24 protein-coding genes are annotated in these 25,482 nt (G+C 69.0%); 9 read left to right on the forward strand and 15 right to left on the reverse strand.

Annotated elements, in window-relative coordinates:
• Positions 1–93 precede the first annotated feature (93 nt).
• A complete protein-coding gene (locus tag MFF22_RS06535) occupies positions 94–1,461 on the reverse strand; it encodes a glutamate--cysteine ligase (protein WP_238248171.1) in 1,368 nt (455 codons plus the stop codon).
• 281 nt (positions 1,462–1,742) lie between these two features.
• Positions 1,743–2,495 (reverse strand): 16S rRNA (uracil(1498)-N(3))-methyltransferase, encoded by a 753-nt coding sequence (locus MFF22_RS06540; RefSeq protein WP_238248172.1) that lies wholly within the window; start codon positions 2,493–2,495, stop codon positions 1,743–1,745.
• A gap of 219 nt (positions 2,496–2,714) precedes the next feature.
• Between MFF22_RS06540 and MFF22_RS06545 the strand changes: the two genes are divergently transcribed.
• Together MFF22_RS06545 and ubiA are read left to right on the forward strand one after the other, a co-directional pair.
• Positions 2,715–3,245 carry a hypothetical protein gene (locus MFF22_RS06545; RefSeq protein ID WP_238248173.1) on the forward strand — a complete coding sequence of 177 codons (531 nt, stop codon included), beginning with the start codon at positions 2,715–2,717 and terminating at the stop codon, positions 3,243–3,245.
• A 29-nt stretch (positions 3,246–3,274) separates the two neighbouring features.
• Positions 3,275–4,207, forward strand: coding sequence for a 4-hydroxybenzoate octaprenyltransferase (gene ubiA / locus MFF22_RS06550; protein WP_238248174.1), 933 nt, complete (start codon positions 3,275–3,277; stop codon positions 4,205–4,207).
• A gap of 16 nt (positions 4,208–4,223) precedes the next feature.
• On the opposite strand, the gene MFF22_RS06555 is transcribed toward ubiA, so the two are convergent.
• Complete coding sequence (locus MFF22_RS06555) at positions 4,224–4,700, reverse strand: DUF6101 family protein (protein WP_238248175.1); 477 nt, start codon at positions 4,698–4,700, stop codon at positions 4,224–4,226.
• A 418-nt stretch (positions 4,701–5,118) separates the two neighbouring features.
• Between MFF22_RS06555 and MFF22_RS06560 the strand changes: the two genes are divergently transcribed.
• Positions 5,119–5,934 carry a 3'(2'),5'-bisphosphate nucleotidase CysQ gene (locus tag MFF22_RS06560; RefSeq protein WP_238248176.1) on the forward strand — a complete coding sequence of 272 codons (816 nt, stop codon included), beginning with the start codon at positions 5,119–5,121 and terminating at the stop codon, positions 5,932–5,934.
• A 112-nt stretch (positions 5,935–6,046) separates the two neighbouring features.
• On the opposite strand, the gene MFF22_RS06565 is transcribed toward MFF22_RS06560, so the two are convergent.
• Together MFF22_RS06565 and MFF22_RS06570 are read right to left on the reverse strand one after the other, a co-directional pair.
• On the reverse strand, positions 6,047–6,277 hold the full coding sequence (locus MFF22_RS06565; protein WP_238248177.1) for an AsnC family transcriptional regulator: 231 nt from the start codon (positions 6,275–6,277) through the stop codon (positions 6,047–6,049).
• Between the two features lie 151 nt (positions 6,278–6,428).
• Entirely contained in the window at positions 6,429–6,638 is a 210-nt protein-coding gene (locus MFF22_RS06570; protein ID WP_238248178.1) for a cold-shock protein, read from the reverse strand.
• A gap of 360 nt (positions 6,639–6,998) precedes the next feature.
• Here MFF22_RS06570 and MFF22_RS06575 point away from each other — a divergent pair, with 360 nt between their 5' ends.
• Positions 6,999–7,385, forward strand: a complete 387-nt coding sequence (locus MFF22_RS06575) for a hypothetical protein (protein WP_306424666.1) — start codon at positions 6,999–7,001, stop codon at positions 7,383–7,385.
• 15 nt (positions 7,386–7,400) lie between these two features.
• Here MFF22_RS06575 and MFF22_RS06580 read toward each other — a convergent pair whose 3' ends face one another.
• Positions 7,401–7,604 carry a hypothetical protein gene (locus MFF22_RS06580; RefSeq protein WP_238248179.1) on the reverse strand — a complete coding sequence of 68 codons (204 nt, stop codon included), beginning with the start codon at positions 7,602–7,604 and terminating at the stop codon, positions 7,401–7,403.
• 161 nt (positions 7,605–7,765) lie between these two features.
• Between MFF22_RS06580 and MFF22_RS06585 the strand changes: the two genes are divergently transcribed.
• Complete coding sequence (locus MFF22_RS06585) at positions 7,766–8,344, forward strand: type 1 glutamine amidotransferase domain-containing protein (RefSeq protein WP_238248180.1); 579 nt, start codon at positions 7,766–7,768, stop codon at positions 8,342–8,344.
• 9 nt (positions 8,345–8,353) lie between these two features.
• Here the strand turns inward: MFF22_RS06585 and MFF22_RS06590 are convergent, their stop codons facing one another.
• Both MFF22_RS06590 and MFF22_RS06595 read right to left on the reverse strand, forming a co-directional pair.
• The gene (locus tag MFF22_RS06590; RefSeq protein ID WP_238248181.1) at positions 8,354–9,973 is read right to left on the reverse strand and encodes a calcineurin-like phosphoesterase C-terminal domain-containing protein; all 1,620 of its coding nucleotides are present in this window, start codon (positions 9,971–9,973) and stop codon (positions 8,354–8,356) included.
• Positions 9,974–10,099: 126 nt separating this feature from the next.
• Positions 10,100–11,425: a L,D-transpeptidase family protein gene (locus tag MFF22_RS06595; protein WP_370877535.1), complete on the reverse strand. Its 1,326-nt coding sequence runs from the start codon at positions 11,423–11,425 to the stop codon at positions 10,100–10,102.
• Positions 11,426–11,862: 437 nt separating this feature from the next.
• On the opposite strand from MFF22_RS06595, the gene rcdA reads away from it, so the two are divergent.
• The gene (gene rcdA / locus MFF22_RS06600) at positions 11,863–12,396 is read left to right on the forward strand and encodes a protease adaptor protein RcdA (protein WP_238248182.1); all 534 of its coding nucleotides are present in this window, start codon (positions 11,863–11,865) and stop codon (positions 12,394–12,396) included.
• A gap of 10 nt (positions 12,397–12,406) precedes the next feature.
• Here the strand turns inward: rcdA and MFF22_RS06605 are convergent, their stop codons facing one another.
• Genes MFF22_RS06605 through MFF22_RS06615 form a run of 3 tightly spaced genes read right to left on the reverse strand, consistent with a single transcriptional unit; the run spans position 12,407 to position 15,166 of the window.
• Positions 12,407–13,660, reverse strand: a complete 1,254-nt coding sequence (locus MFF22_RS06605; RefSeq protein WP_238248183.1) for a cytochrome P450 — start codon at positions 13,658–13,660, stop codon at positions 12,407–12,409.
• Between the two features lie 26 nt (positions 13,661–13,686).
• Positions 13,687–14,967: an NAD(P)/FAD-dependent oxidoreductase gene (locus tag MFF22_RS06610; protein ID WP_238248184.1), complete on the reverse strand. Its 1,281-nt coding sequence runs from the start codon at positions 14,965–14,967 to the stop codon at positions 13,687–13,689.
• Position 14,968: 1 nt separating this feature from the next.
• Positions 14,969–15,166 (reverse strand): ferredoxin, encoded by a 198-nt coding sequence (locus MFF22_RS06615; protein WP_238248185.1) that lies wholly within the window; start codon positions 15,164–15,166, stop codon positions 14,969–14,971.
• A 304-nt stretch (positions 15,167–15,470) separates the two neighbouring features.
• Here MFF22_RS06615 and MFF22_RS06620 point away from each other — a divergent pair, with 304 nt between their 5' ends.
• On the forward strand, positions 15,471–15,992 hold the full coding sequence (locus tag MFF22_RS06620) for a hypothetical protein (protein ID WP_238248186.1): 522 nt from the start codon (positions 15,471–15,473) through the stop codon (positions 15,990–15,992).
• Between the two features lie 18 nt (positions 15,993–16,010).
• Here MFF22_RS06620 and MFF22_RS06625 read toward each other — a convergent pair whose 3' ends face one another.
• The 4 genes from MFF22_RS06625 to rpmE all read right to left on the reverse strand — a co-directional run bounded on the left by MFF22_RS06625 (position 16,011) and on the right by rpmE (position 22,022).
• Entirely contained in the window at positions 16,011–17,495 is a 1,485-nt protein-coding gene (locus MFF22_RS06625) for a peptidoglycan L,D-endopeptidase MepK (RefSeq protein WP_370877534.1), read from the reverse strand.
• Between the two features lie 210 nt (positions 17,496–17,705).
• Positions 17,706–19,820: a L,D-transpeptidase family protein gene (locus MFF22_RS06630; RefSeq protein WP_238248187.1), complete on the reverse strand. Its 2,115-nt coding sequence runs from the start codon at positions 19,818–19,820 to the stop codon at positions 17,706–17,708.
• A gap of 263 nt (positions 19,821–20,083) precedes the next feature.
• Complete coding sequence (locus MFF22_RS06635; protein WP_238248188.1) at positions 20,084–21,451, reverse strand: ABC1 kinase family protein; 1,368 nt, start codon at positions 21,449–21,451, stop codon at positions 20,084–20,086.
• A 271-nt stretch (positions 21,452–21,722) separates the two neighbouring features.
• Positions 21,723–22,022, reverse strand: a complete 300-nt coding sequence (rpmE, locus tag MFF22_RS24665) for a 50S ribosomal protein L31 (RefSeq protein WP_283206158.1) — start codon at positions 22,020–22,022, stop codon at positions 21,723–21,725.
• Between the two features lie 240 nt (positions 22,023–22,262).
• Here rpmE and MFF22_RS06645 point away from each other — a divergent pair, with 240 nt between their 5' ends.
• Both MFF22_RS06645 and MFF22_RS06650 read left to right on the forward strand, forming a co-directional pair.
• The gene (locus tag MFF22_RS06645) at positions 22,263–24,122 is read left to right on the forward strand and encodes an ABC transporter transmembrane domain-containing protein (protein WP_238248189.1); all 1,860 of its coding nucleotides are present in this window, start codon (positions 22,263–22,265) and stop codon (positions 24,120–24,122) included.
• A gap of 498 nt (positions 24,123–24,620) precedes the next feature.
• A partial coding sequence (locus tag MFF22_RS06650) for a two-partner secretion domain-containing protein (RefSeq protein ID WP_238248190.1) occupies positions 24,621–25,482 on the forward strand: 862 nt, incomplete at its 3' end.

The raw sequence follows: 25,482 nt of genomic DNA on the forward strand, positions 1-25,482 counted from the left end.
TTCAGTTGAACGTAGTCCGGTCCCAGAACTACGACGGACGGTCAGTCGTTCCACCTCGAAGGGGCCGCTCCCGCGCACCCACGATGCTGAATGTCAGAAAACGCACTCCGCGAAAGCCGGATCGACTGACGATTCCCAGCGCGTTTCGTAAGCGTCGAGGAGATTCTGGGCCTTCGTCCGTCCGGCGGCGACGATCAGTTCGAGGGGCTGGAGGTACCCGGTCTCGTCATGCCCGGATGCGTCCCGCCGGTTGCGCGCCTTCAGCCCGGACCGGGCGATGGCGAGGGCCTCCGCAGCCACCTCGCCGAGGGTCCTGGAGCCCACGGGCGTGGCGAGGCCGAGGCGCGGCGCGGTCGCCCGGGCCGCTTCCCGCTGCGAGGTGGTCCACCCCTTCACGAGATCCAGGGCCGCATCGAGGGCCGTTTCATCGTAGAGGAGCCCGGTCCAGAAAGCGGCTTGAGCCGCGATCATGCCCGCATCCCCCACATCGGCGCCGCGCATTTCCAGGAAGCGCTTCAGGCGTACCTCAGGGAAGGCGGTGGAGGCGTGATTCGCCCAGTCCGACACCGTGGCCCGCTCGCCGGGGAGCTGCGGCAGGCGTCCCTCCATCAGGTCCCGGAAGGAGGCGCCGGAAACGTCGTGATAGATGTCGCCGCGCTTCACGAAATACATCGGCATGTCGAGCAGCCAGTCGGCATAGGCCTCGTAGCCGAAGCCGGTCTCGAACGCGAAAGGCAGCATGCCCGTGCGGTCTGCGTCGGTGTCGCGCCAGATCTCCGAGCGCCGGGAGAGGAACCCGTTGGGGCGTCCGTCGGTGAAGGGTGAGTTGGCGAAGAGGGCCGTCGCCACCGGCTGGAGCGCGAGGGAGGCGCGCATCTTGCGCGCCATGTCGTCCTCGGAGCGGAAATCGAGGTTCACCTGCACGGTGGCGGTGCGCAACATCATGTCGAGGCCGAGGCTGCCGACCTTCGGCATGTACCCGGCCATGATCCGGTATCGGCTCTTGGGCATGACCGGCGTCTCGTCGCGCCGCCATTTCGGACTCATGCCCAGGGTCAGGAAACCGATGCCGAGGGGATCGGCCACCTGCTTGACCGCGTCGAGATGGGCCGACAGCTCGGCGGCGGTGGCGTGGACATCCGGCAGGGCCGCGCCCGACAGTTCGAACTGTCCCCCAGGCTCGATCGAGATGGCGCCGCCTTCGCTGGCCGCGAGGCCGATGACGAAGCCCCGGTCGGTGATCGGCTCCCACCCGGTCTCCCGGCCAAGCCCCTGGAGGAGCGCGCCGATCCCCGCCTCGCCGTCGTAGGGCACGGGGCGGTTGCCGGCCCTGTAGAAGGGGATCTTCTCGTGCTCCGTGCCGATGGCGAAGCGCTCGCGCGGTTTTTCGCCGGCGGCGAACCAGTCGATCAGTTCGGCGCGCGTCGTCAGCGGCGTGGTGTCGTCGGAGTCGCGCGCCATGCGCTGCCTACCCAGGAATTGTGATCCGTTCGGATGGCGGCGCGCCGGTGACCCGGTCGTCCCGCCCGGTGAAATCCCGTCCCGAGAACCGGACTGCGGACGGGCTGCCCACCGACCGCGAACTCATTGCGGGCGGGGAGGCATCCTGTGAGCCACATAGTCGAGAGGCTCCGGCCGGACAACGCGGACGACCCTGCGGCCCAAGCGCAGCTGTGCGGCGTGAAGCCGTGTTCCACCGCCGGAAGACGAGCGATGTGCGCCGGCACACCCCGTTCGGCGCCCTAGCGGCTGTCTCCGAGAACAGCCTGGACGAGAGCCAGGACCGCCACCGCGGCGGTATCCGCCCGGAGGATGCGCGGTCCGAGCGAGAGGGCCACGGTGTTTGGTCTGTCGCGGATGAGGCCACGCTCCTCGTCGGAAAAGCCGCCTTCGGGCCCCACCAGCACCGCGATGGCCGGCGGCCGGCCCGGGTCCGCCGCCGCGGACAGGGCCCGCACGGGATCGGCGATGGGCGCGTCTTCGTCGCAGAACACCAGGAGCCGCTCCGGCTCCAGGGCGGCCAGGGCTTCCGGCAGGCGCAGGGGCGGCGCGAAATCGGGGATCGCCAGGATCCCACATTGCTCGGCCGCCTCGACGGCGTTCGCCTGCAACCGGTCCATGTTGATCCGGTCGCCTTGCGTGTAGCGCGTGATGACCGGGCGGATCACGCCGGCCCCCATCTCCACCGCCTTCTGCGCGACATAGTCGAGGCGGGCGCTCTTCAGGGGTGCGAAGAGGTAATGGAGGTTGGACGGTGGCGTCTGCGGCCGGGTCTGCGCGACGAGATGCAGTTCGCCGTCCTTCCGTCCCGTCGCGCGGACGCGGGCGTGCCACTCGCCATCCCGGCCGTTGAAGACGAGGACGGGATCGTCCTCCCCGCGTCTGAGGACGTTGAGCAGGTAGTTCGCCTGCGCCCGCTCGAGGGGCAGGACAGCGCCGGCGGCGAGGCTCGTCTCCACGAACAGGCGGGGGGCTTTGAAGTCGTAGGCCGGCATGGGCAGGTTGGTTGCGCGCCCCTGCGCGGGAGTCAACGCGGACGACGGCCGGCAGTGTTGCCGTCGGGCGACAGTGACTGGATTTCGCGATCCTCCCCATCGCCTCGCGCCGGGAGCACCCTCTCGCTCGATTGACGCCACATTCCTATGGCGAAGGCGGTGTGAACGATCTCGAAACGCTTCGGCGTGACGAGGCACTGTCTCGAGGGGAGTCCCGGAATGACCTACAGGAGCTTCGTGCTGGGAGCGGCGTCGCTGGCGGCCGGCCTCCTGGTGTCCGGCCAGGCGATGGCGCAGTCGATGACCCAGCCGATGACGGCCGCGCCCTCGGCGACGCAGTCGATGCCGGCGGCGCCGACCGTGGCGAACGATTGCAGCGCCATCCAGAAGACCCTCGCCGAACGGAAGGCGCTGGTGAGCCGGGCCAACGCCGCCTCCACGTCGAAGAACAAGATGACGCCCGCCGAGGCGTGCACCCTGTTCGGCAGGCTCGTGTCCAACGGCAACGAGGGCCTGAAGTGGATCGCCGCCAACAAGGAATGGTGCTTGATCCCCGATTCGTTCTCCGAGGGCTTCAAGGCTGACCACACCAAGGTCACCGGCATCCGGTCGCAGATCTGCGGCGTCGCCGCCAAGGCCTCGAAGATGGAGGCCCAGGCCCGCGCCCAGGCGCAGAACGGCGGCGGTGGCGGCCTCCTCGGCGGCCCGGGCCTGAGCGGCTCGTTCAAGCTGCCGCAGGGCGCGCTCTGAGCCCGCCCCTTCGGGCGGACGGAACCGCCTTGGGAGAACGCCGTCCGGCGGACGCGGTCGCCGGCCATTGGGTCGATCGACATGCTCCCAGGGCGTGGCGTCCCTATCTGCGCTTGGCGCGGATCGACCGTCCGATCGGCTGGTGGCTTCTCCTGCTGCCGTGCTGGTGGTCCGCAGCGCTCGCGGCCATCGCCGCGGATCGGACCTACCCCGACCCCCTCGATTGCATCCTGTTCCTGATCGGCGCCGTGGTCATGCGCGGCGCCGGCTCGACCTACAACGACATCGCCGACCGTGACCTCGACGCGCAGGTCGAACGCACGCGCCATCGCCCCCTCCCCTCCGGGCAGGTGCGGGTGCGACACGCGGTGCTGTTCCTCGTGGCGCAGGCTCTCGTCGGCCTGGCGGTGCTGCTGCAATTCAACGAGACGGCCATCCTCGTGGGGCTGTGCTCGCTGACGCCCGTGGCGGTGTACCCGTTCATGAAGCGGGTGATGTCTCTGCCGCAACTGGTCCTGGGCCTTGCCTTCGCCTGGGGCGCGCTCATGGGATGGGTCGCCGTCTTCGCCCGGCTCGATGCGGCGGCGCTGCTGCTGTACGCGGGGGCGGTCGCCTGGATCGTCGGTTACGACACGATCTACGCCGTTCAGGACATTGAGGACGACGAGATCGCCGGCATCCGTTCCTCGGCCCGGCTGTTCGGGCGGCGGCTGAAGGGGGCGGTGGGCCTGTGCTACGGGCTGGCGGCCGGGTGCGTGGCACTCGCGGCGTGGAAGGCGGGAGCGGGTCCGGTGGGATTCTCTGGCGTCGCGGCCTTCGCCGGGCATCTCACGTGGCAGGTCCTGCGCCTTCAGGAGCGGGACGGGGCGGGAGCCTTGAGACTGTTCCGGTCTAATCGGGATGCGGGGCTGATTCTCTTCGTGGGCCTCACGGCCGATGCGCTGATCAAAGGGCTGTCCTGAACGGCAGACCGCCGTATCAGGACCGGGCGATGATCTCCGCTTCGCCGCGGAAGATCTGCGGCCGGGCCGGAAGACGGCCGGTCTTGCGACGGGCCAGAAAACGCGGGCGACGGGCTCCGAGGCCGGCATGCCGGCGGCGGATCCGGATGCGCCCCAGCATCAAGCGGCCGACCTGCTGCGACACCGGCACCTGGACACCGTCTTCCCGGATGATCATCCGCACAAGCCCGGCCTGCCCGGCGAGGGCGCGCCATGTCGCGACGACATCCTCCTCGGTGAAGGGGCCGAGCCGCTGGAGGACATCCCCTTCGGCATCGACGAGGAGCAGCAGGAAGCGGTCCTCATCGCAGAGATCGGCCTCGTCCTCGGCGTAGCAAAGGGCAACGCCCACGGCGCGGCGGCCTGCGGCAAGGCGGCCGATCACCGGAAGGGGCGACGCCTCGAAGGCGGGCATCGCCAGGGCCGGTGCGTGGCTGTCGGTACGCGTGTCCATCGTATGAGCCTCAACGCCCTCAGGCGATTCCCGCAAGTGGCAGCCCCTTCGGGACCGTCCGTTATGCGCAGCAAAATCGCATCGGTCTCCCTCGATACGCCTTAAGAGCTGTCGTTAAGCGATTCTGGACGGGGATTTCACTGATGGAATGCTCAATGCTTCCTTGAATGCTCAATGTTTTCTTGCCAGCACACTTCAAGATCGATTCATCTTACTGAGTCGTTGGCAAAACGCCGACGGCCGCGACGTTCCGCACGGTGGCGGTTCGGCATGGTTCGGCTTGTGGCGCTGGGCCATGCGGCATAGAACGGAGGTAGGATCGTCCCTCGATCTTCCCCAGATCGCAGTCTTCGGCGTCCGTCGTCCTTGCGGTGACAGGCTCCACTCTGTTGCCCGACGAGTCCGCCACAGGACCACGATGCCCGAACCCCTCACCGAAGCGAGCGTGGCAGAGCTGATGCCCGAACTGCGCGCGGTGATGCGCGAGGCGGCGTCGATCGCGCGGCCGTACTTCAGGCAGGGCCAGCAGACCACGGCACGCGTCTGGTCGAAGGCGGGCGGTTCGCCCGTCACGGAGGCCGACGTCGCCGTCGACACCTTCCTCAAGATCCGGCTCAGCGAGATCGTGCCGCGGGCCGCGTGGTTGTCGGAGGAAACCGCGGACGATCCGGCGCGCCTGGGCCGTGATCTGGTCTGGATCGTGGATCCGATCGACGGCACCCGCGCCTTCCTGTCGGGCCATCCGGATTGGTCCATCGCGGTGGCCCTCCTCGCGAAGGGCGAGCCGGTGATCGGCTTCGTCCACGCCCCGGCGCTCGGCGTCGCCTATGAGGCGATCCGGGGCCAGGGTGCTTTCCGGGACGGGGAACGGATCGCGGTGGATCCGCGGGATGCCCTACGGACATCCCGCATCACGGGGCCGAAACCGATGCTGGACCGGCTGACCCGGGGGGCCGGGCCGGATTCGGACTTCGTCCGCATCGACCGCATCCCGTCCCTGGCCCTGCGCCTCGTTCGGGTGGCCGAAGGTTCGGTGGATGTCGGGATGATCTCGTCGGACGCCCGGGATTGGGATCTCGCGGCCGCCGACTTGGTTTTGCGGGAGGCCGGAGGCGCCGTGTGTTCGCTGACGGGCGAGGCGGCGGTCTATAACCGGGCCGATCCGGTCCACGGCGAGTTGGTCGCCCTCCCCCGCGCCCTGCGCGATCCGGTGATCGCTGCCTGGCAGGCCTGAAGCCTTCTCTCGGGGTCTGGCGTGTCGAGGGGCTTTTGGCACCTCAGTATGGTGACGGGGCAGCGCCCCGTCGGGCAACGGAAGGAGCTGACCCTTCCGGCGGACCCGTCCGTCAGGCCGCGGCCACGGTTTCCCGGAGGGAGACGGCGCCGGGGGCGAGGCCCAGGCGATCGGCGAGATGCCAGTGCAGCTCCCGCGGGGAATGGTAGTTGTAGGAACGGTCGATCAGGTGGCTGACATCGGTCTCAGCCTGTCCGGAGGCAGCGAGGCGGCCGACCCGGAAGGTGGGCGCATCGGTGACCGGGGAGCGGACGCTACGGCGCCGCGTGTATTCGAACTGCATTGAAACTTTCTGCTTTTGTTATCTGGACCGGCGCGTCTCGCGCGCTCGGCGTCGTTTCTCATTATGTGGGATGCGCTGCCCCGGACGCCTTTTGCGTCCGGGGCGGCTGTCGGTCGGAGCCGCCGGGGCGGCTCGTCAGTGTCGCCTGTGATCAGGCAGCCTGAAGATTCGAGGCAGCGTCCTTGCCGCTGCGCTTGTCTTGCAGGACCTCGTAAGCGATCCGCTGACCTTCGACCAGGTTGCGCATTCCGGCGCGCTCGACGGCAGAGATGTGGACGAAAATGTCCTTGCCGCCATCATCAGGCTGGATGAACCCGTAGCCCTTGGTCTCGTTGAACCACTTTACAGTGCCGGTATTCACGTAGTGTACCTCGTTCGTCCATAGGCCGTGCGCGCGGCATCATGGCCGCGGATGGCACGACAGTCTTTCTGGGTGGGCCAGAGCGGCGGGGCGCGAGACACTGAACCTTTCGCGTGAGCGTCGGTCTCGACAGAAGTGCCCCCCGTTGTCTTAGATAGGCCGCCCCTGCGGCAGCAACAAGGCGTTCGCGCTGTCGCAACCGTCTGGTGCATCCGCAGCACCCGTCCGGCCCCTGTGATTTCCCCGGCCGGCAGTGCATATAGGACAAAGGGGACAGCCTCTTACGGCTGGCTCGGGTCTCGCGCCATGAAAGGGCGTGTCTGGTCCGCGCCGGCACATTCATCGGCTTCCGGGCGATATATGGCAGGCATTTCGGTTTCGCTGGACGGTGCAAACATCCAGCTTTCCTTTCAGAAAGACGACCAGGCGACGGCCGTGGTCATGGACGCCCGGGCTGCCCGGGCGCTCATGCGCGCCGTAGGCCAGTTGCTCACCGCGATCGACGAGACCGACGAGGCGCTGGATGCGGAGGGCCTCGGCGAGGACATCGCCATGCTCGACGTCACCTCCGCCGCCATCGAGGTCGGGACCGACGACGAGGGGCAGGCGGTGGTCGCCTTCCAGGCCGGCGCGCTTCCGCCGTTCCAGCTCCGATTGACGGACGAAGAGGCCCGCCACGTCGCGACGAGCCTCTCCGAAATCCTCAATGCCCCGCGGGACGTGCGCGCCTCGCATGGCGGCCACTGACCCGGGGGCGGGTTCTCACATCCGCGTGCCGGGATCCGTCGGAGAGCCGGGGAACACGTCGGGTTCGGAACCCGGGCCGCCGGGCTCACCCACGCCCGGGTCGTTCACGGGATAGGGCGTGCGCGGGCCGGTCGGCCCGATATCCGGCTCCTCGTCCGGGGTGGGCGGGGGCGGCGGAAGGTCGCCGGGTGTCGGGTCGGGCATTCCGGGATTGGCCATCGCTTTACTCCTCACGTGGTCTCCGGGTGGGTGCCAAACGGGTCCGGCTCCCCCTTGTTCCTCCATGCGGCCAACGGGCTCGGCGCGGCGTCCTGTCGTCGGGGGAACGGCGAACGCATTAACCCGTTGGCGGGGCAACTCGACGAACGGGAGACCCCGCCATGACCGACATCAAGCAAGCCAAGATCCTGATCATCGCCACGGACGGTTTCGAGGAGGTCGAACTGACCGTGCCGCAGGCCAAGCTCGCGGAAGCCGGCGCCACCGTCACCGTGGCCGCCCCGAAGTCCCGCAAGAGCGAGCAGACCATCCGCAGCTGGGATAAGACCAACTGGGGCAAGGACGTGAAGGTCGATGCCGATCTGGAGACGATCGACGCGAACGCCTTCGATGCCCTCGTGCTGCCGGGCGGTCAGATCAACCCGGACAAGCTTCGCCTCGAGCCCAAGGCGATCGAGATCATCAAGTCCTTCCTCACCTCCGGCAAGGTGGTCGCCGCCATCTGCCACGGCCCGTGGCTGCTGATCGAAGCCGGCGGCGTGCGCGGTCGCGACGTGACCTCGTTCCCGTCGATCAAGACCGACGTGATCAACGCAGGCGGCAATTGGCACGACAAGGAAGTCGTGACCGATCAGGGCATCATCACGAGCCGCAAGCCCGACGACCTCGACGCCTTCTGCAAGAAGATCATCGAGGAGATCGGCGAGGGGAGCCACGGCCAGCGTCAGGTCGCCGCCTGACGGCGACGGTCACGCAGTCCGGGTCACTTCCAGGACCGTGGCCGACCGGAAGGGACGACCGTACTCGTCTTTCCCTTCCACCGTGATCCGGTGCGCCCCCGGCGGCAGGTCCGCCGGGAGGCGCGCCGTCCAGATATGGGTCGAGGGGATCGCCCCGACCCAGGCCTTCTTCGTATCAGGGTAGCGGGCGAAGAGTTCGGTCACGAAGGGATCGGGCCGGCGGGTGCGGACCATCGCTTCCGGCGCGTTGCCCCCGACGCGGTAGCTCACCGTCGTCCGCGGGCCGCCGTCGAACACGTTCACCACCAGAACCGTATCGACCAGGGCATCCTGCGAGACCGGGGGCCGCAGGGCCTCCATGGGCCGCAACGTCCGGACGACCTCGGGGGCGCCCGCACGGATCTGGCTCTCGAAGGCGATGCGCATGGTCCCGTCCGGCTCGCCCTGGGCGGGCACGAAGCGGGTCGTGTAGTCCGTGCCCCGCACCGAGAGGACGTGGAACCCGTTGGGCGTCCCGTCGCGGCTGTCCGCCGAGGGGATCCCCGTTCGGGTGTCCGGGCCGCTCCACCATGAGCCGGAGACGGCTGTCATCACGTGGTGGTGCAGGTTGTCCGCGAGATAGTGGTGCTCGGTGGTGTGGGTATGCCCGCAGATGGCCAGCACTTTCCGGCCGCGCAACACCTCGATCAGGGCGTCGCGATCGACGGTGTTGTTGTGCGGCCCGCTTGGCGGCGCGTCCGTGTGCAGCGGGATGTGCGTCCCGAGGACAACGAGGGTATCGGCGGGCATTTCGCCCAGCAGGTTGCGCAGGAAGGCGAGGTTCGCCTCGCCGATCCGCCCCTCGTAGGTGCCCGCACCCACCTGCACGGGCGGCCCCAGCCAGACGACGTTGTCCAGCATCACGAACAGGACGCGGCCGTGCTGGAAGGCGAAGGACGGGGCCCCGAAAACGCGCTTCCACGTCTCCCGGCTGTAGCGGGCGTCCGGTGCCTGCATGTTCAGGTCGTGGTTGCCCGGCAGACTGTACCAGGGGATACCGATCCGCCCGACGATGGCGTTGGAGCGTCCGAAAAGGGAGAGGTCGTCGAACAGCACGTCTCCGGTGGTGATGCCGAATGCGGCCGGGATCGTCATGGCCCGGGCCACGGCGGTGTCGCGGACATGGTCGAGTTCGAGCCGGCTCTCCGGCTGCGGATCGGTGAAGAGCAGGACGTCGAACTCGTCTGGTTCGTCCACCCGGGTCAGGGTGAAATCGATGGACGCGGGCAGCGGCCCGGTCGGGTCCACACCCGGATAGCGCAGGCCGAGTTCCTTGGGTGTGCCGCCCGGCTGGTGGATGTAGCTGTGGCGGGGGACGTTGTCCTTGTCCCGCGGCAGGGCGTAGCCCGGCGGCTTGATCACGAAGACCGCGCCGTCGCCCGGCATCGGCAACCGGTAGCGGCCCTGGGCGTCCGTGCGGACGACTTCGCGTCCGTTCGAGACGAGGATGCCGGCGAGCGGCGCGCGGGCGGTGCCGTCCAGCCCGTAGACCGTTCCGGCGGCCTCGCTCGCCTGGGCGGAGGCGTTGCCGGCGGCCAGGGTCAGCGCGGCGGCGCCGGCAAGGGTCTCGCGACGGGTCAGAGGCGGCATCGGCAGCTCCATGTTCAAAGGGCGCAACCAACAGATTTCGGCGACCGCCGCATGACACCGCCCCAAAGCGAAAGGGCCCGCGTTCCGGGTGGAACGCGGGCCCTTTCGGCAGTCATGCAGCGAAGATCAGTTGTTGTCTTCGTCGCCGGGCTCGAAGGTCTGCGGCATGGTCGACTCGGCGCTCGCCACCGGGGTGGGAGCGCTGATCGTCGAGGGGACGTTCACGCCGTCGCGCTTGTAGATGTCGTCGCGGAACTGGACGAGGCCGTCCGGGGTGGCCCAGGCGGTGATGTAGGTCCAGTAGACCGGCACCGGCTGCGACAGGGTGGCATCGACGCGCTTGCCGCTCTCGATCGCCTGCTCGACCTGCTCGCGGCCCCAGCCGGGTGTGTCCTTCAGCAGCCACGTGATGTATTCGCGCACGTTCTGGACACGGACGCAGCCCGAGGAGATGAAGCGGAAGTCATCGCCGAACACGCCCTTGGTATTCGTGTCGTGCATGAACACGCCGTAGGGGTTCGGGATGTTGATGCGGACGATGCCCATCGAGTTGAAGTCGGCGCCCGAATCTTGCCGGTAGGTGTAGCGGGTGCCTTCTTCCGAATTCCAGTTGACCGACTTCGGCGAGATCTCCTGCCCGTTGGACAGGATGCGGATCCGGTTATCGGTGAGGTAGTTCGGATCCTTCTGCATCTTCGGGATCAGGTCCTTCTTCACGATGGAAGCCGGGACCGTCCAGGTCGGGTTGAAATTGATCTGCGTCGCCTTGGTGTTCATGATCGGCGACTGCCGGTCGATCTTGCCGACGCCCGCGGCGTGCAGGGTCACGATGCGGCCGTCTTCCACGGTCTCGACGAGGGCCGCCGGGATGTTGGTGATGACGAAGCGGCGGCCGAGATCGCCCGAATAGGAGCGCAGGCGCAGCACGTTGGTCTCGAGCTGGCGCAGGCGGATCTCGGCGGGCACATTCATGGCCTGCTCGGTGGCCGCGCTCATGGAGCCGGTCTGGCTGAGGCCGTGGCGGGCCTGGAACCGCTTCACGGCAGCCGCGACGTAGGAATCGTACACGCCGGTATTCGCGGCGGCCGGGTCGAGGTCGCCCGTCACAACGAGGCGCTGACGCACGGCGGCGACCGCGGGGCCCTTGGAGCCGATCCGCAGGCGCTCGGCGCCGCTGACCTGACGCCAGCCGCCGCGGGAGACGATCTCCTTGTACTTCTCGGCCATCTGCTCGGTGGCGGCGATGGTCTGGGGCGAGAGGATCGGCACGGTCTCGCGCTGAACCTGCATGGCGGCGGGGGCCGCGTAGTCCTGCGCCCATTCGGCTTGGGCGTAACCGGCCTGATCGCGGGCCGACGCGGCCATGGCGGAGCCGGCCGCGGCGGTGCTCAGGGCAAGGCCGAGCAAGGCCGTGAAACGGGGGGTGTACCGGGAAGGTGCCTGTCTGCGCATCGGTCGCTGGCTCTGGTCCGGAAATCGTGTGGCCCGGGCGGCCTCGGGAAGTGGTCGGCCGCACCGTGGGGTGTCGGCGTTTAACACTCCCTATCGAAGGGGCCGGATTGTGGCGTCGCCGTGCGCCGGCGCACCTCGGGCGACACCTTCCCCGCATTGATGTTTGCACGCCACAGTCGAATCATCCCGACCGCGCGGGGCGTCGCCGTGATCCTCGATCCACAAGAGTCACGGGGCGTGCAGATCGCTCAAACAGCGATCGCTCAAAATTTGCGGAGGATTTCGACGATCGGCGATGCTGGCCGTTTAAGGTTAATAAGAAGTCAACTTCGCAACGCCGCGTCCGGGGCGCTAGGATTGCGCCGCCACCGTGAGATGCACCGGCCATTGGCCCGGCCTGGGACATGACGGAGCCGCCCGGCGGCACAGGAGGCAGGATGAACGGGTACGACGTCACGTTTCGGGACAACCGGGACTGGGTAGAGTTCGGCGCCAGCTACGTGCACTCGGACGCCTTCAAGGCCCTGTTCCGCGATGGCATGGCCCTGGTCGAGGAGACGGCGAGCTATCTCGATGGCGACGGCCGGGACGAGTCTCGGCTCACCTCCCGGGACGCAACCCTGAGCTATGCCGCCGAGAGCATGCGGCTGACGACGCTCCTCATGCAGATCGCGTCATGGCTGCTGGTGCAGCGGGCCGTGGCCGAGGGTGAGATGACGCCGGCGCAGGCGAGCGAGGAGAAGCACCGGGTCAAGCTCGGGGTCACCGAGCCGCCGAAGGCGGAGGCGTTCGCCCTCCTGCCCATGCGTCTCCAACAGTTGATCGTGCGCACCCGGAGGCTGCATTCTCGGATTCTGCACCTCGACTCGTTGATCGCCGAGGACCGGCCGACACCGCGGCCCATCGCCAGTCCGGTGGCGGCCCAGCAGGGCCTCCTTCAATCGGTATTCGGCCAGCGGCGGGAGGGGTAGGGCCCGCGCCCTACGCCATGCCATCGATGGCCACGAGCAGGTGCTCCGGCCCGCGGAGGGCCGCGCCCGGACGGTAGGGCGGTGGGTCCTCGACGAGGCGTGGGTTCTTCAGGCGACGCGCCAGGGCCGTGAGCGCCGCCTCCGCCTCAAACCGGGCCAGGGGCGCGCCGACGCAGTAATGCAGCGAACCGCCGAAGCCGAGATGGCGGGTGCCCTTCCGGTCGGGGTCAAACCGCTCCGGATCGTCGAAGGCGTTGGCGTCGCGGTTTCCGGCGGCCAGGAGCAGCACGAGGTCGGCGCCCTCGGGGATGGTCACGCCTGCGATATCGATGGGGCTGAGGGTGGTGCGCGTCCGGAACTGCACTGGGGGTTCGTAACGCAGCAGCTCTTCGATGACCCGCGGCGCACGGGCCGGGTCGGCGCGGAGCTTCTCGAGTTCATCAGGGTGCCGCAGGAGCGTCAGCAGACCGTTGGTGATCAGGTTCACCGTGGTTTCGTGTCCGGCCACCAGCATCAGGATCGACGTGGCGATCAGGTCGTAGTCGCCCATCTTTACGCCCGTCGGCGTCGCCTCGTTGGCGAGCCCCGAGAGCATGTCGTCCTTCGGGTGCCGGCGCTTATCCTTGATCAGGCTACCCATGTACTCCGCGATGGTGTCGAAGGTCCGGCTGTTCTTGGCACGGGTGTCGTCGTCCGTAAGGCTGTCGGGTTCCAGGGCCGTGGCGAGCTGGGTCGCCCAATCATGGAATTGCGGCTCGTCCTCCCGGGGCACACCGAACAATTCGCAGATGACCGTCACCGGAAGCGGGTAGGCGAGGTCATCGACTGCGTCGAAGCGGCGTGCGTCGCGTTTGGCATCGAGAAGTTCGGCGACGAGGCGGTCGGAGCGTTCGCGCATGCCCTGCACGCGCTCGCGGGTGAACTGGTTCATCACCGCGGCCCGCAGGGCATCGTGGTCCGGGGGATCGCGGAAGATGAAGGGCCGGTGGTGATCGGTGATCCGGTCCTTGATCGGCTTGATGAGGAAGTCGGTGATCGGGTTGCCGGTCCTGGGCCGGTCGGCCGGCGGCAGCGTCTGCGAGCTGACGCGGGGATCGCCGAGGAGGCTCGAAATGGCCCCGTGACTCGCGGCGACCCATGTCCCGTCGGGGGAGCCATCATCCTGCAGCGAGACAGGGTTCTGCCGGAGGCGGGCATAGATCGGATAGGGATTCGCCCGGTTGGCGAAATCCTTGACCTGTTTGAGGAGAGTCGCGTCGGCCATGCCGGTTCGATTCCGTTGTCAGTCGCTCAGGCGAAGCCCGGATCGCGGATCTCGGGCTCGCGAAGGGGGCGGTCGGTCGCCGTGTCGATCGGGGGGAAGGGCGCGCCACTGGCGACCTTGTCGGCATAGGCCGGAAGCCAGCGGGCGCTGTCGACCGCCACGGCGGCGATGCAGCGGCCGGCGCGGCCATAGAGGGCAACGAAGCGCCTGTCTGCCGGGTCGCCCTGGACGATCGCCACCGCGTCGGCTCCGTCCGTGAGTCCGGCCGATTTCACCACCATGTCACCCTGGATGGACCAGAAGTTCGGCAGGGCGGCGTAGGGGACGGGCAAGTCTTCCCCCACGAGCAAGCGGCCCGCATGCTCCGCCTGGGCGACGGCATGGCCCCAATGTTCGAGGGCGACCCGACGGCCGCCGTAGAGGGGGTGCGGAAACCGCGCCACGTCGCCCGCCGCCGCAATGGACCTGTCCGGCTGTCCACTCTCATCGAGGACATGGCCGTGGTCGTCACAATCGACGCCCCCGGAATCGGCCGAAAGTCCGGACCCGGTCATCCATTCCGTATTGCGGACCGCGCCGAGGGCAACCACCACCACATCCGCGGAGAGGACCTCGCCGTCCTTGAGCCGGGCCCCGGTGGCGCGCCCATCCGCATGTTCCAGGTGGGCGACCTCGCTGCCCATGCGCAGATCGACGCCGCGGCCCCGGTGAATCTCGCCGATATAGGCGCCGATCGTATGGCCCAGCGCCCGGGCCAGGGGCGATGGGCTGGAATCGATCAGGCAGACGGGCAGGTCGAGTTCCCGGCACACCGCCGCGACCTCGCAGCCGATAAAGCCCGCGCCGATCACGAGGACGCGCTTCGGCTTCGCGGCCAGGGTGGCGCGAAGGCTCGCCGCATCGTCCCTCGAGCGGATCGAGAAAACGTTGCGGAGCTTTGCCTCGTCGGCATGAATCCAGGGCCGAGCCCGGGTCCCGGTGGCGATGAGCAAGCGGTCATAGGGGAGCGTCTCTCCATTGGAGAGGCGCAGACGCCGCGCTTCGCGGTCCAGGGTCTCGGCACCGATACTTAGGCGCCATGTCACGTCGTCACCGAGGGAGGAGGGAAGCTGGCTGGCATCCGCCGCCACCTGCCCCGTCAGGACGTGCTTCGAGAGGGGCGGACGGTCGTAGGGCCTGTGGGGCTCGTTTCCGACAATGGTCAGGGAGCCACGGAAGCCAGCCGCGCGGATAGCCTCGGCGCCCCGGAGACCCGCAAGCCCGGCCCCGACGACGACAATACGCTCAGGTCGGGCATCGGCCGGCATGTCAGGCTTCCGGATCCTGAACGCGGATCGCCTGGACCGGACAGGCCAAGCGGGCGCGCTCGATCTCGACCCGATCGGCCGCCGCGGGGGACGGGTCGTAGAAGAGGGCCTCCCGTCCGTCGATCCGGAAATACCGCGGCGCCGCGTAGCAACACTGCGCGTAGGCCTGGCACAGGTTCAGATCGACGCTGACCCGCATGGGGCCCGCTTGGGATGAAGTGTCGGAAGGCATCGGCTGGCCAACCACGGAAGGGGGGTGCGGTTCCGCCCGGGGCCTTCGCAGCGCACCGAAAAGTCAGCGCGCCGCAGGGTCATCTGCAACGGGCAAATTCAGCTCATTCCATCGAAGCGAGACAGATTAACTCACTTTCGCGTTCGATGCGGTTTCAGCTGTAGAACAATGCCGAGCTTTGCGGGTCGCCATATCTCGAATCGTGCCGTTGCTTTATAGTCCTTAGCAATCTTGCACCGCAGTCGCGGCGCTCCTTCCCGGGAGGTCCCCCATGCCGAACGGCGTGCGCAGCAGCCTCATTGCCTTCGCCATCCTGACCGGCCTCGCCCTGCCGGCCGCGGCCGAGCCGACCACGACGTGGACCGATCCGCCCGCCCGCCAGCCGGAGGCCGCGAAGACGAGCCCGCAGCCGGCGGTCGCGACGCCGGCCGCCGTCTCTCCCCACCGGCAGGACCATGCAAGCGCGGCCCGCGCGCCGCGTCCGTCCCCGCACCGGGAGGCGGCACGGCACCGCGTTCGCGTCGTTCACGAGGCGCCCCGCCGGATCGTCGCCGCGGCGCCCCGCCGGACGCGGATCGTCAGCGTGGAACGGCCCCGCCCGGTGGTGGTCAGGCGCTATGCCTATCCGGTCTACAGCTATGCCGGATACCCGCCGTCCTACGAGGACGAGCGCCTCGACCGGCTGAGCTCGGCGGTCGGTTCCGGCTACCTCGTCATGCACGGGCGCTCGGTCGAATATCCCGATGGCCGGGTGATCCGCTTCTACCGGCCGGCCGACGACGAGGCCGAGTGAGTTTGCGCCGGGCGTCCCTTACTCGGACGAGCGGAGGAGCACGGCGGCCGGCCCTGTGAAGCGGGCGCCAAGCCGCGACTCGTCCGGCACGTCACGGGCGAAGCGGGTCGTGACCCTGGCGGGGGATGCGGCGATGGCTCCGGTCGGCCCCGTCGGCATCGCCCGGGCACTCGCCACATGCACCGGGACATTGCGACCGGCCGGCGCGGCCACCGGGCCCATCGCCACGGCCTCGAAGAGCGAGCGGAGCTGCGCCTTCGCATCGGCATCCGGCCCGACGAGGGTCGCCCGTGCCGCCGGCGCCGGGGCGGCCGGGATCGGCGCGGCCGGATGGGTCGGCGGAACGGCGGATCCGAGATTGATCATCCCGCCATCGAGGGCCGCCAGCTGCACGGGGCGCGGCGGGGGAAGCGGCATCGCGATCGCTGCGGCCGCGACGATGGCGGCCTCGGTCGGACGACGTGGGGGAAGCGGCGCGACCACGGACGGAAGGGCCCCCTCCCCGGCCGGGACGGCAACGGCAACGGCAACGGCGGGCTCCGCGGTAAGCATGGCACGGGCGTCGGCCGGGGCCGGGGGGGCAGCGGGCGCGGCATAGGCCATGGCCGCCCGGGGGCCGGTCGTGTCCTCAGGATCGGCGGAAGCGATGGCGACAGCCGGCGTCCGCGTTCCCTTCCGTGCGGCGACGACGGGGGCCGGCGCGGCCACAGGCTCGGGTTTGGACCCGCCGAACAGGCCCGCCAGGAAGCCCATCAGGCTCGGGCCATCCTCATCCTCGCCGCTGGCGAGCTGGGTGGTGATGCCGGCCACCGTGCCGCCCCGCGCGAGGATTTCGGCCTTGGCCTCCTCGTAGCGGGCCATGGGGTGACCATCCGCGGGGAGATGGACGGTCTTCCCGTCCGGGAACAGATGGGCGAGCTGGTCGTGCGTCATTCGCGGCCAGGAGCGCACCGAGCCGACATCGAGATGAATGAAGGGCGTGTTCGCCCGGGGATACCAGCCCACGCCGCCCCGGGACATCAGGAAGCCGACCTCACGGATCCGGTCGATCGGCACGTCCGGCAGGTAGAAATCCATGGCCTTGCCGAGCATGTGCTGGCTGTACTCGGCGACCATCTTCGAACGCCGCCGGAGCATGGCGTTGGTGCCGGGGGACCGATAGGCCGAGACGATGTTGATCGGCTGGGTTGAGCCGACCTGCCGGTACGCCTCCCACACCGTGTCGAACAGGCGCGGGTCCATCTTGATCGGTTCGTTGATCCGCCAGTCCCGCAGGAGCCAGTTCAGCTGGTCCAGGGCCGCGCGGTCGTAGCGCCCGTCCCGCTTGAAGGTGATCGTGGCGCTTTCCTGGGTGTGCGTATGGTAGATCGTCAGGGTGCGGGTATCGCCGTTGGCGACCGCATTCTCGGTTTCCACCCTACCGCCGATCAGCGCCGCGGCGATGCCCGATGCCGCCACCAGCCAGCGGCGAAAAAAGCGGGCGGACTCGCGACTGCTCGGCACGGTTCAGTCCTCCCGGTTTCCGCCCGCGGGCGAAAAGAGCCGTGGCTGCACCGCCCCTGTCCGGCGCCCGGAGGCAAACGGACCCGCCGTGCGGCCATCAATAGGCGAACGGCTAAGCCTGGACCGTGGCGAAATCGTGCCCGGCCGTGCGGGCGCACACTCACAAGTCGTACTGCATTGGAAAAAATGCCGTGGACGACGCGCGCCGCCTCACCAGAACGAGCGCGAGACCGGGGCGGGCGCGGGCGTCCACAGGCCCGGCTCGCCGTAGTCCGGCCGCCCGTCCGCCCGCGATGACCGGGGCGTATCGAAGGCGTCCATATCCGGCTCCGCGTAGCGTCGCACGGGAGGCCGCGCATAGCCTGCGTGGCGCGACGGAGGCCGACCGGCGGCATGGGTCGGCCGGCTCGCCCCGCGGGAGGCGCCTTCGGCCACCTTCCGCGCCGGCTCCTTCGCCAGCTTGGCCATGGCGGGCCCGCTTCCGCCGGGCAGGCCGAGGGCCGAGCGCATCGGAGCGTCGTAGCCGTAAAGGTCGGGGACCCGGCGCAGGCTGCCTCCATCATCCACGAAGGTGGTGAAATAGGCGATGTGCACAGGCAGCTTCTGCGGGAGGCGAAGGGTTCGCTCGCCTTTACCGATGAGCTTCTTCAGGCGCTCCTCGCTCCAGTCGGGCAGGACCGCGTCGGCGAAGCGGAAGGGGTCGTCGACGCGCACGCAGCCGTGGCTGAACGCCCGCATGGATGCCGAGAACAACGACCGGCTCGGCGTGTCGTGCAAGTAGACCGCGTGCTGGTTCGGGAACATGAATTTGATGAAGCCCAGGGCGTTCTTCTCCCCCGGCGGCTGACGCAGGGAGATGTGGCCGCCGTGGCGGACGATCTCGTACCCGCCCCAGGTCTTGCCGCCGTAGCTCGCCAGCTTCGGAACCATGGTCTTCAGGATCGACGGCGGCACGTACCAGGACGGGTTGACGACGGCGTATTCCATCATCCCAGAGAAAATCGGGGTGGGCGATTCCGGCTTGCCGACGATGACCCGGGTCTCGTCCCTAAGCTTTCCGTCCCGGAAGATGCGGAGACGGAATTCGGGGACGTTCACCAGCACGAAGTCGGGCCCCAACTCGTGCGGCAGCCAGCGCCACCGCTCCATGTTGACGACGAGTTCCGATTCCTCGCCGGGGTTCGCCTGACGGCCCACATTGGCCAGCGCCAGAACGGTGCGCTTGTTCAGGACCCCGTCACCCGGCAGGCCGCGCTCGCGCTGGAACCGCGCGACCGCGTCCGAGACCGTGCTGTCGTAGAGGTCGGGCTCGCCCGGCCCCCGGTCGAGAGTCGCCGCCGGACGGGCCTCAAGGTCGAAATGCGACCGCAGGGCCGGAACCCGCGGATCCCGCATGCCGGTCCGCAGGGTCGGGCCCGGGGGAAGGGCCAGGGGCTTCGCCTCGGCCACCTTCGGACCACGCAGGCGCGCCAGCTGGACCTTCAGGGCTTGGTAGCCCTCGGTCGCGGGGTTGTAGTCTTCCAGCTTGTCGCCGGCCTGAGCCCCCGCCTCGGCGAGCTTGGTCAGGACGGCATCCGCCGCCGGCAGGTCCAGGGTCGGCGTGATGAGGCGCGAGATCAAGGACGGGTTGAGCCGGCCACCCTTGGCATCGCGGGCGTAGAGAACCGCGGCCGCCGAGAGGCGGAGGTCGGCATCCGCCACCGCCTTGTCGTCGGGCTTGTCGGCGAGGTTCGGCACCGGATACGCATGGGGATCGAGGCCATCGGCATCGGCCGACCCGAGCCGGGCCACCACCGCCTTCGCGGCGGGTGTCCATGCCCCCTCAGCGACCCAGACGGGCTTGTCGCCGCGGGCATCGTAGAAGGCCTTGATAGCCGCGCGCTCCTTGGTCGCCAGTCGGGCGAGGAGCGGCGCATTATCGGCAAGCCGCGCGAACACCGCCGCCGCAATGGGATCGGTCGGTACGGCAGGCGTCGCCACCGTCGGTGCCGGGGCCGGGGCACTGTCCTGGGTGGGCTCCGGCGGCTTGAAATCGGAAATCGGGCCTCCGGACGCATCGGTGGACGGGTCCGGGGTGGTCGCGGTCGCGGCCGGTTTCGTCCCGGTCGGCTTCGCCGGGGCATCGGGGGCCGCCTGCGACACGGGTGCGGCCGAGGCCGGAGCTTGGACGACCGGAGATTGGGGCGCGATTTGAACCGGGGCTTGGACGGGCACGTCCGCGGTGGAGCCGGCGGAGTCGGGCGTGGCCGCGAGGCCCGGCCCCGCTGCCATCAATCCGGCGAGCAGGGCGGCCAGCGCGACCTGGTTGGAGCGCGGGACGCGCATCGGATTCTCCCACCGGCGGCCGATCTGCCGCAACCCCCACGCCTAACTGTATCCTCTTAAGCCAAGCTTTAAGCAACGCCGAACCGCCGAACGCCGGCCGGCGGAATGATCAGCCCAACCGCTCAGGTTCCGAGCGATCACGCCTATTGCTGCGGGCAGATAAGAAACATCGATCCGGCGTCATCGCGAACAGCCACGAATGCCCTTCGGCGTCCGAAGATACTGTCGACCCGCAGCGTGCGATTGCGCACCCATGACGACAGTCACACCGGCTGCGCCAGTCCGGCCTGCTTGAGGGCGAGGGCCTGCCGCTTCGCCAGCGCCTCGGTGGAGAAGTGTTCGATCTCTGCCTCGAACAGGCGATGATAGTTCAGCTCCGAGCGCAGGTGGAGGAAGACCGCGCCGAGACCCACCGCCGCCCGGTCCATGAAGACGAACTCCTGCGGCACAGTCACCGGGCCGCGTTCCTTAAGGGCCTGATGAACCTGGAAGGCCTGACGCCGCCCGTACTCGCCGGGCTTCACCCCGTCGGCCACGGTCCGCACCCTGTCCTCAAGGAGCGGCCCGTAGATGAACCGCGCCCAGATGTTGAGGATCTCGATCTTCTCCCGGTCGAGATCGCGAAAACCCCAGACCTCGTAGGCATGGACGATGCGGGCCTCGTCGCCTTCGAGCAGGCCGCGGTAGAGATCGACCACGCCGCCGACGAAGCGGGGATGGAAGATGCGCACGCAACCGTAATCGAGGAGGTTGATGCCCGCCGGCTCACCTCCATCCCGGAACACGGTGTAGTTGCCGAGATGCGGGTCGCCGTGGATCACCGCCGCCCGGCTGAACGGATGCCACCACGCCTTGAACATGGCCTGGGCGATGCGGTTGCGGAGTTCCACCGACTTTTCCGTGAAGCCGAGGATCTTCTCGCCCTCGAGCCAGCCGAGGCTCAGCAGACGGCCGGTGGAGAGATCCGGGTGGACCTTCGGCACCCGGACGGCATCGATGTCCTTCAGGACGGCACCGTAGAGCCCCGCGTGCTTGGCCTCCCGCTCGTAGTCGAGTTCCTCCCGCACCCGGGCGCCGATCTCCTTGGCGATTTCGCGGGTGTCGAGCCACGAATTCATCCGGCGGTGAAGCGCGAAGGCGATTTCGAGTTGCTTGAGATCAGCCTCCACGGCCGATTGCATGTCCGGGTATTGCAGCTTGCAGGCCAGGGCCTCGCCATCCTTCGTGGTGGCACGGTGAACCTGACCGAGGGAGGCGGCGGCTGCGGGCTTCAGGTCGAAGCTGCCGAACCGCGAGGACCAGTCCGGCCCCAACTCCGCCTGCATCCGGCGCTTGACGAAGGCCGCCCCCATGGGTGGGGCATCGGCCTGAAGCTTCTGCAACTCGGCGGCATATTCCGGCGGCAGCAGGTCCGGGACGGTGGCGAGCAACTGCGCCACCTTCATGATCGGCCCCTTCAGGCCGCCGAGGGCCTCCGCCAGCGCGGCGGCGCTGGTCGTGCCCTCCTTCCCGAACAGGCGGGACATCGCCATGCGCGCGGCCACGCCGCCGACATTGGCGCCGACGCTGGCATAGCGCCCGGCCCGGGCGGAGAAGCGGTTCGCTTCGCGGTCTCGTTCAAAGCTGGACATCGTGTCGGGATCTCGGACCTAGTCCTTCCGAGATAAGCCGCGCATCCGCCTTCAGAAAGGCACCGGGTCGCTGGGCCGCGGGCGTACGAGCCCATCCGGGGCAATCGCGAGACGAGCGGGCGGGTCCGGCGCAGCCGGTTTCGCGCTCCGCAATTCCGGGCACGAATCGCTTGGGGGATGGGCGAGAGGCCCCCGACAGACGAAAACGGGCGGCCCTGGTGGACCGCCCGCACGAACCGCAGCGCCGGAGCGCCGCGCTATGACGCCACGCTCAGCGACGACCGCCGAGGTTGCCGAAGCGGGAGGTGAAGCGCGAGACGCGGCCGCCGCGATCCAGCATCTTCTGCTCGCCGCCGGTCCAGGCCGGGTGCGTCAGCGGGTCGATGTCGAGGTTGAGGGTGTCACCCGCGTTGCCCCAGGTGGAGCGGGTCTGGTACTCGGTGCCGTCGGTCATCACCACCTTGATGAAGTGGTAATCGGGGTGCTCGGTCCCCTTCGACGTTCCCTTCGCCTTGTCCGCGCTCTTCGCCGCGGGGGCGTTCGCGGCAGCATTCGCCGGTGCCTTGGCCATGACTCGTTGTCCCTATTGTTCTCGCACACGGCGGGAGGCGCGAAGGGCGCCGCCCGACCCGGGTGCCACTTTGAAACGGGTCTACGCTGTTGCATCGAACCGGGGGTTCGTGGCAACCGCGCGTCGGAAGCCGACCGGGTGACGGCCCGCGGCCATTGAACACACACAATCGGATAAGGGGCGGCCTATACCCCAGCCGTTCCGCCGGAACAAGCAGTGGGGAGGCAACGATGAGGCGAGATGGCCCGCAAAGGTAGAGTGGCCGCGCGTTCCGCCGGTCCGGCACGGCCGAAGGCTCCCCTTAAGGCGCTGCGCCCGCTCATTCCGTTCGCCCTCCGCTACCGGGTCCGGATCGTTGCGGGCCTCGTCGCCCTGGTCTGCGCCTCGGCCTCGACGCTGATCGTGCCCATCGCCATGCGGCGGGTGATCGACCACGGGTTCACCGAAGACGGCAGCGGCGTCATCGACGCCTATTTCCTGGCCCTCCTCGGGGTCGTGCTCTGCTTCGCCCTGTCGAGCGCCGGGCGGGTCTACACGGTGGTGACCCTCGGCGAGCGCGTCGTCGCCGATCTCCGCTCGGCAGTCTTCGCCCGGCTGACGACCCTCGATCCGGCCTTCTTCGACAAGGCTCAGTCGGGCGAGATCGTCTCCCGGCTGACGGCCGACGCCACGCAGATCAAGTCGGCATTCGGGGTCTCGGTCTCGATCCTGCTGCGGAACCTGTTCCTGTTCATCGGCGCCGTCGCCATGATGGTGGTGACCAGCCCGAGCCTGTCGGTGCTGGTCCTGGCGGCGATCCCGGTGATCGTGTTCCCGCTGATCTTTTCCGGCCGGGGCGTCAGGCGGCGCTCCCGGGCGGCGCAGGATCGACTGGCCGAAGCCTCCGCCTATGCCGCCGAAGCGGTGGGCGCGGTGCGCACGATGCAGGCCTTCGGCCGTTCATCGGATGCGGCGGCGCGCTTCCGGGCCGCCTCGGAGGAGGCCTACAGCGCCGCCCGGGCGTCCATCCAGGCGCGGGCGATCCTGACGGGCGTGGCGATCTTTCTCATCTCCGCCTCCGTGGTGGGGGTGATGTGGTACGGCGCCCAGGGTGTCCTCAGCCACGCGATGACCGGGGGGCAGCTCTCGCAATTCGTGCTTTACGCGGTGTTCGGCGCCGGGGCGCTCGGCCAGCTATCGGAGGTCTACGGCGACCTCGCCATGTCGGCGGGGGCGGCCGAGCGGCTGACGGAGATCCTGGCGGCGGAGCCGGCGGTGCAGGCCCCGGTGCCCGCCCTGCCCCTGCCGGAGCCGGCCCGCGGCGCCGTCGCGTTCGACGGTGTGCGCTTCGCCTATCCGACACGGCCGGAATACGCCGCCCTCGACGGGCTGAGCTTCACGGCGGCGCCGGGAGAACGGATCGCCCTGGTCGGTCCTTCCGGCGCGGGCAAGTCGACCGTGCTGCAATTGCTCCTGCGCTTCTACGATCCGCAGGGTGGCCAAATCCGGGTGGACGGCGTGGACATCACCGCCGTGGATCCCGAGGCCCTGCGCGCGCGCATCGCCCTCGTCCCCCAGGACCCGGTGGTCTTCTCCGGCACGGTGGCGGAGAATATTCGCTACGGCCGTACCGGGGCCTCCGAGGCGGACGTGCGACGGGCGGCGGAACTCGCCAACGCCCACGGCTTCATCGAGGCCCTGCCCCAGGGTTACGGGACCCAGGTGGGCGAGCGCGGCGTGACGTTGTCCGGCGGCCAGCGCCAGCGTGTCGCCATCGCCCGGGCGATCCTCAAGGACGCGCCGATCCTGCTTCTGGACGAGGCCACCTCGGCCCTGGACGCGGAGTCGGAACGGGCGGTCCAGGCCGCCCTCGGCACGCTGATGCTGGGCCGTACCACGATCGTGATCGCCCATCGCCTCGCCACGATCCGGGCCGCCGACCGCATCCTGGTCATCGACGACGGCCGTATCGTCGAAGCCGGCACCCATGAAAGCCTCCTCGCGGACGGGGCCCTCTACGCTCAGCTCGCGAGTCTTCAGTTCACCGACGCCCTGGACGAGACCGCCCGGGGCCGGGACGCAACGAAGGGAAGGATCGCTCCGATCGAAGCGGCGCAGTAGGCAATTAGCGCAAAAAGCCGGCCCGTTGGTGCGGGAAGGACGTTCGTGGCCGGTCGCTGTGAGGGCCGCAGGCGAAACGGTCTGAATTATCGGCTAATTGTCGCCGTCTTCACGAATTCCTGGCGAGGAACCCCGAGAAAAAATCGCGTCCGTCCCTGATTTCGCGAAATACAATCCGTAATACAGTCCGAAATAGGCGTTTCAACTACCGATTTATAGCGCCGACTGGGGCGCTTATGCCAGGATACCGCCACCGCTTTCTTCGTTTTGCGTGCGGAACGGCAGGCACTCGTGACCTTACTCGGCATCATCGGCAACCAGTCCTGCGACGGCACAGGGCAGCGTAGCGATCGCTCTCGCTCTCGCTCTGGCGGCAATGCCGGTCCCTTTGCGGAGACATTGTCCCCGAAGAGCGCTTTGCCCGCGCCTGATCCGCGCCCCGCTTGCCTGCGTGCAGCCCGCCCGCGTCTGGCCGCACTCCTGGGTTCGACGGCTCTCGTGGCGCCCCTCCTGGCGCTGCTGATGCCGGCCTTGGGGACACCCGCCCTCGCCCAGACGCTGCCCACCGGCGGGCACGTGGTCTCGGGGGCGGTCACCCTCGGTCAGGCCGCGGGCGGGGCGATGACCCTCACGCAGTCCTCGCCCACCGCCATCGTCAACTGGCAGAGCTTCTCCGTCGGCCAGGGCGGCCGCGTGGAGATCCACCAGCCCGATGCCGCCGCCGCCATCCTGAACCGGGTCACCGGCGCCACGCCCTCCAGCATCGCCGGGCGGATCGACGCGACCGGACAAGTCTACCTCGTCAACCCCAACGGCATCGCCATCACCCGCTCCGGGCGGGTGGAGGCCGGGGGCGGCTTCGTGGCGTCGAGCCTGGATATCGCGGACCGGGATTTCACCGCCGGGCGGCGGGTCTTCGCGGGCGCGGGCATGTCGGCAGCAGTGTCCAACGCGGGTACGGTCGCGGTCGGCCGGGCCGGCTATGTGGCGCTGCTGGGTGGGCAGGTGAACAATGCGGGTACGATCGAAGTGCCGCTGGGCCGGGTTGGCCTGGGCGCGGGCGAGCGCGCAACCCTGGACCTGTCGGGGGATGGGTTCCTGCAGGTGGCCGTGCCGACGAAGGCTGGGGGCCGGGGCGCGTTAATCTCCCATGACGGGGTGATCCGGGCCGAGGGGGGCCGCGTCAGCCTGAGCGCGGCGGCGGCACGGGAGATGGCGCGGCAGGCGGTGAACCTGTCGGGGACGGTGGAGGCCCGGGGCGTAGCCGGCCGCAGCGGCGACATCGTTTTGTCGGGCGCAGAGGGAGCGGTGAGCGTGACGGGCCGGCTCGACGCGTCGGGCCGGAACGGGGCGGCGGGGG

The sequence above is a fragment of the Methylobacterium persicinum genome, assembly GCF_022179525.1.
In the GTDB taxonomy this organism is placed as follows: domain Bacteria; phylum Pseudomonadota; class Alphaproteobacteria; order Rhizobiales; family Beijerinckiaceae; genus Methylobacterium; species Methylobacterium persicinum.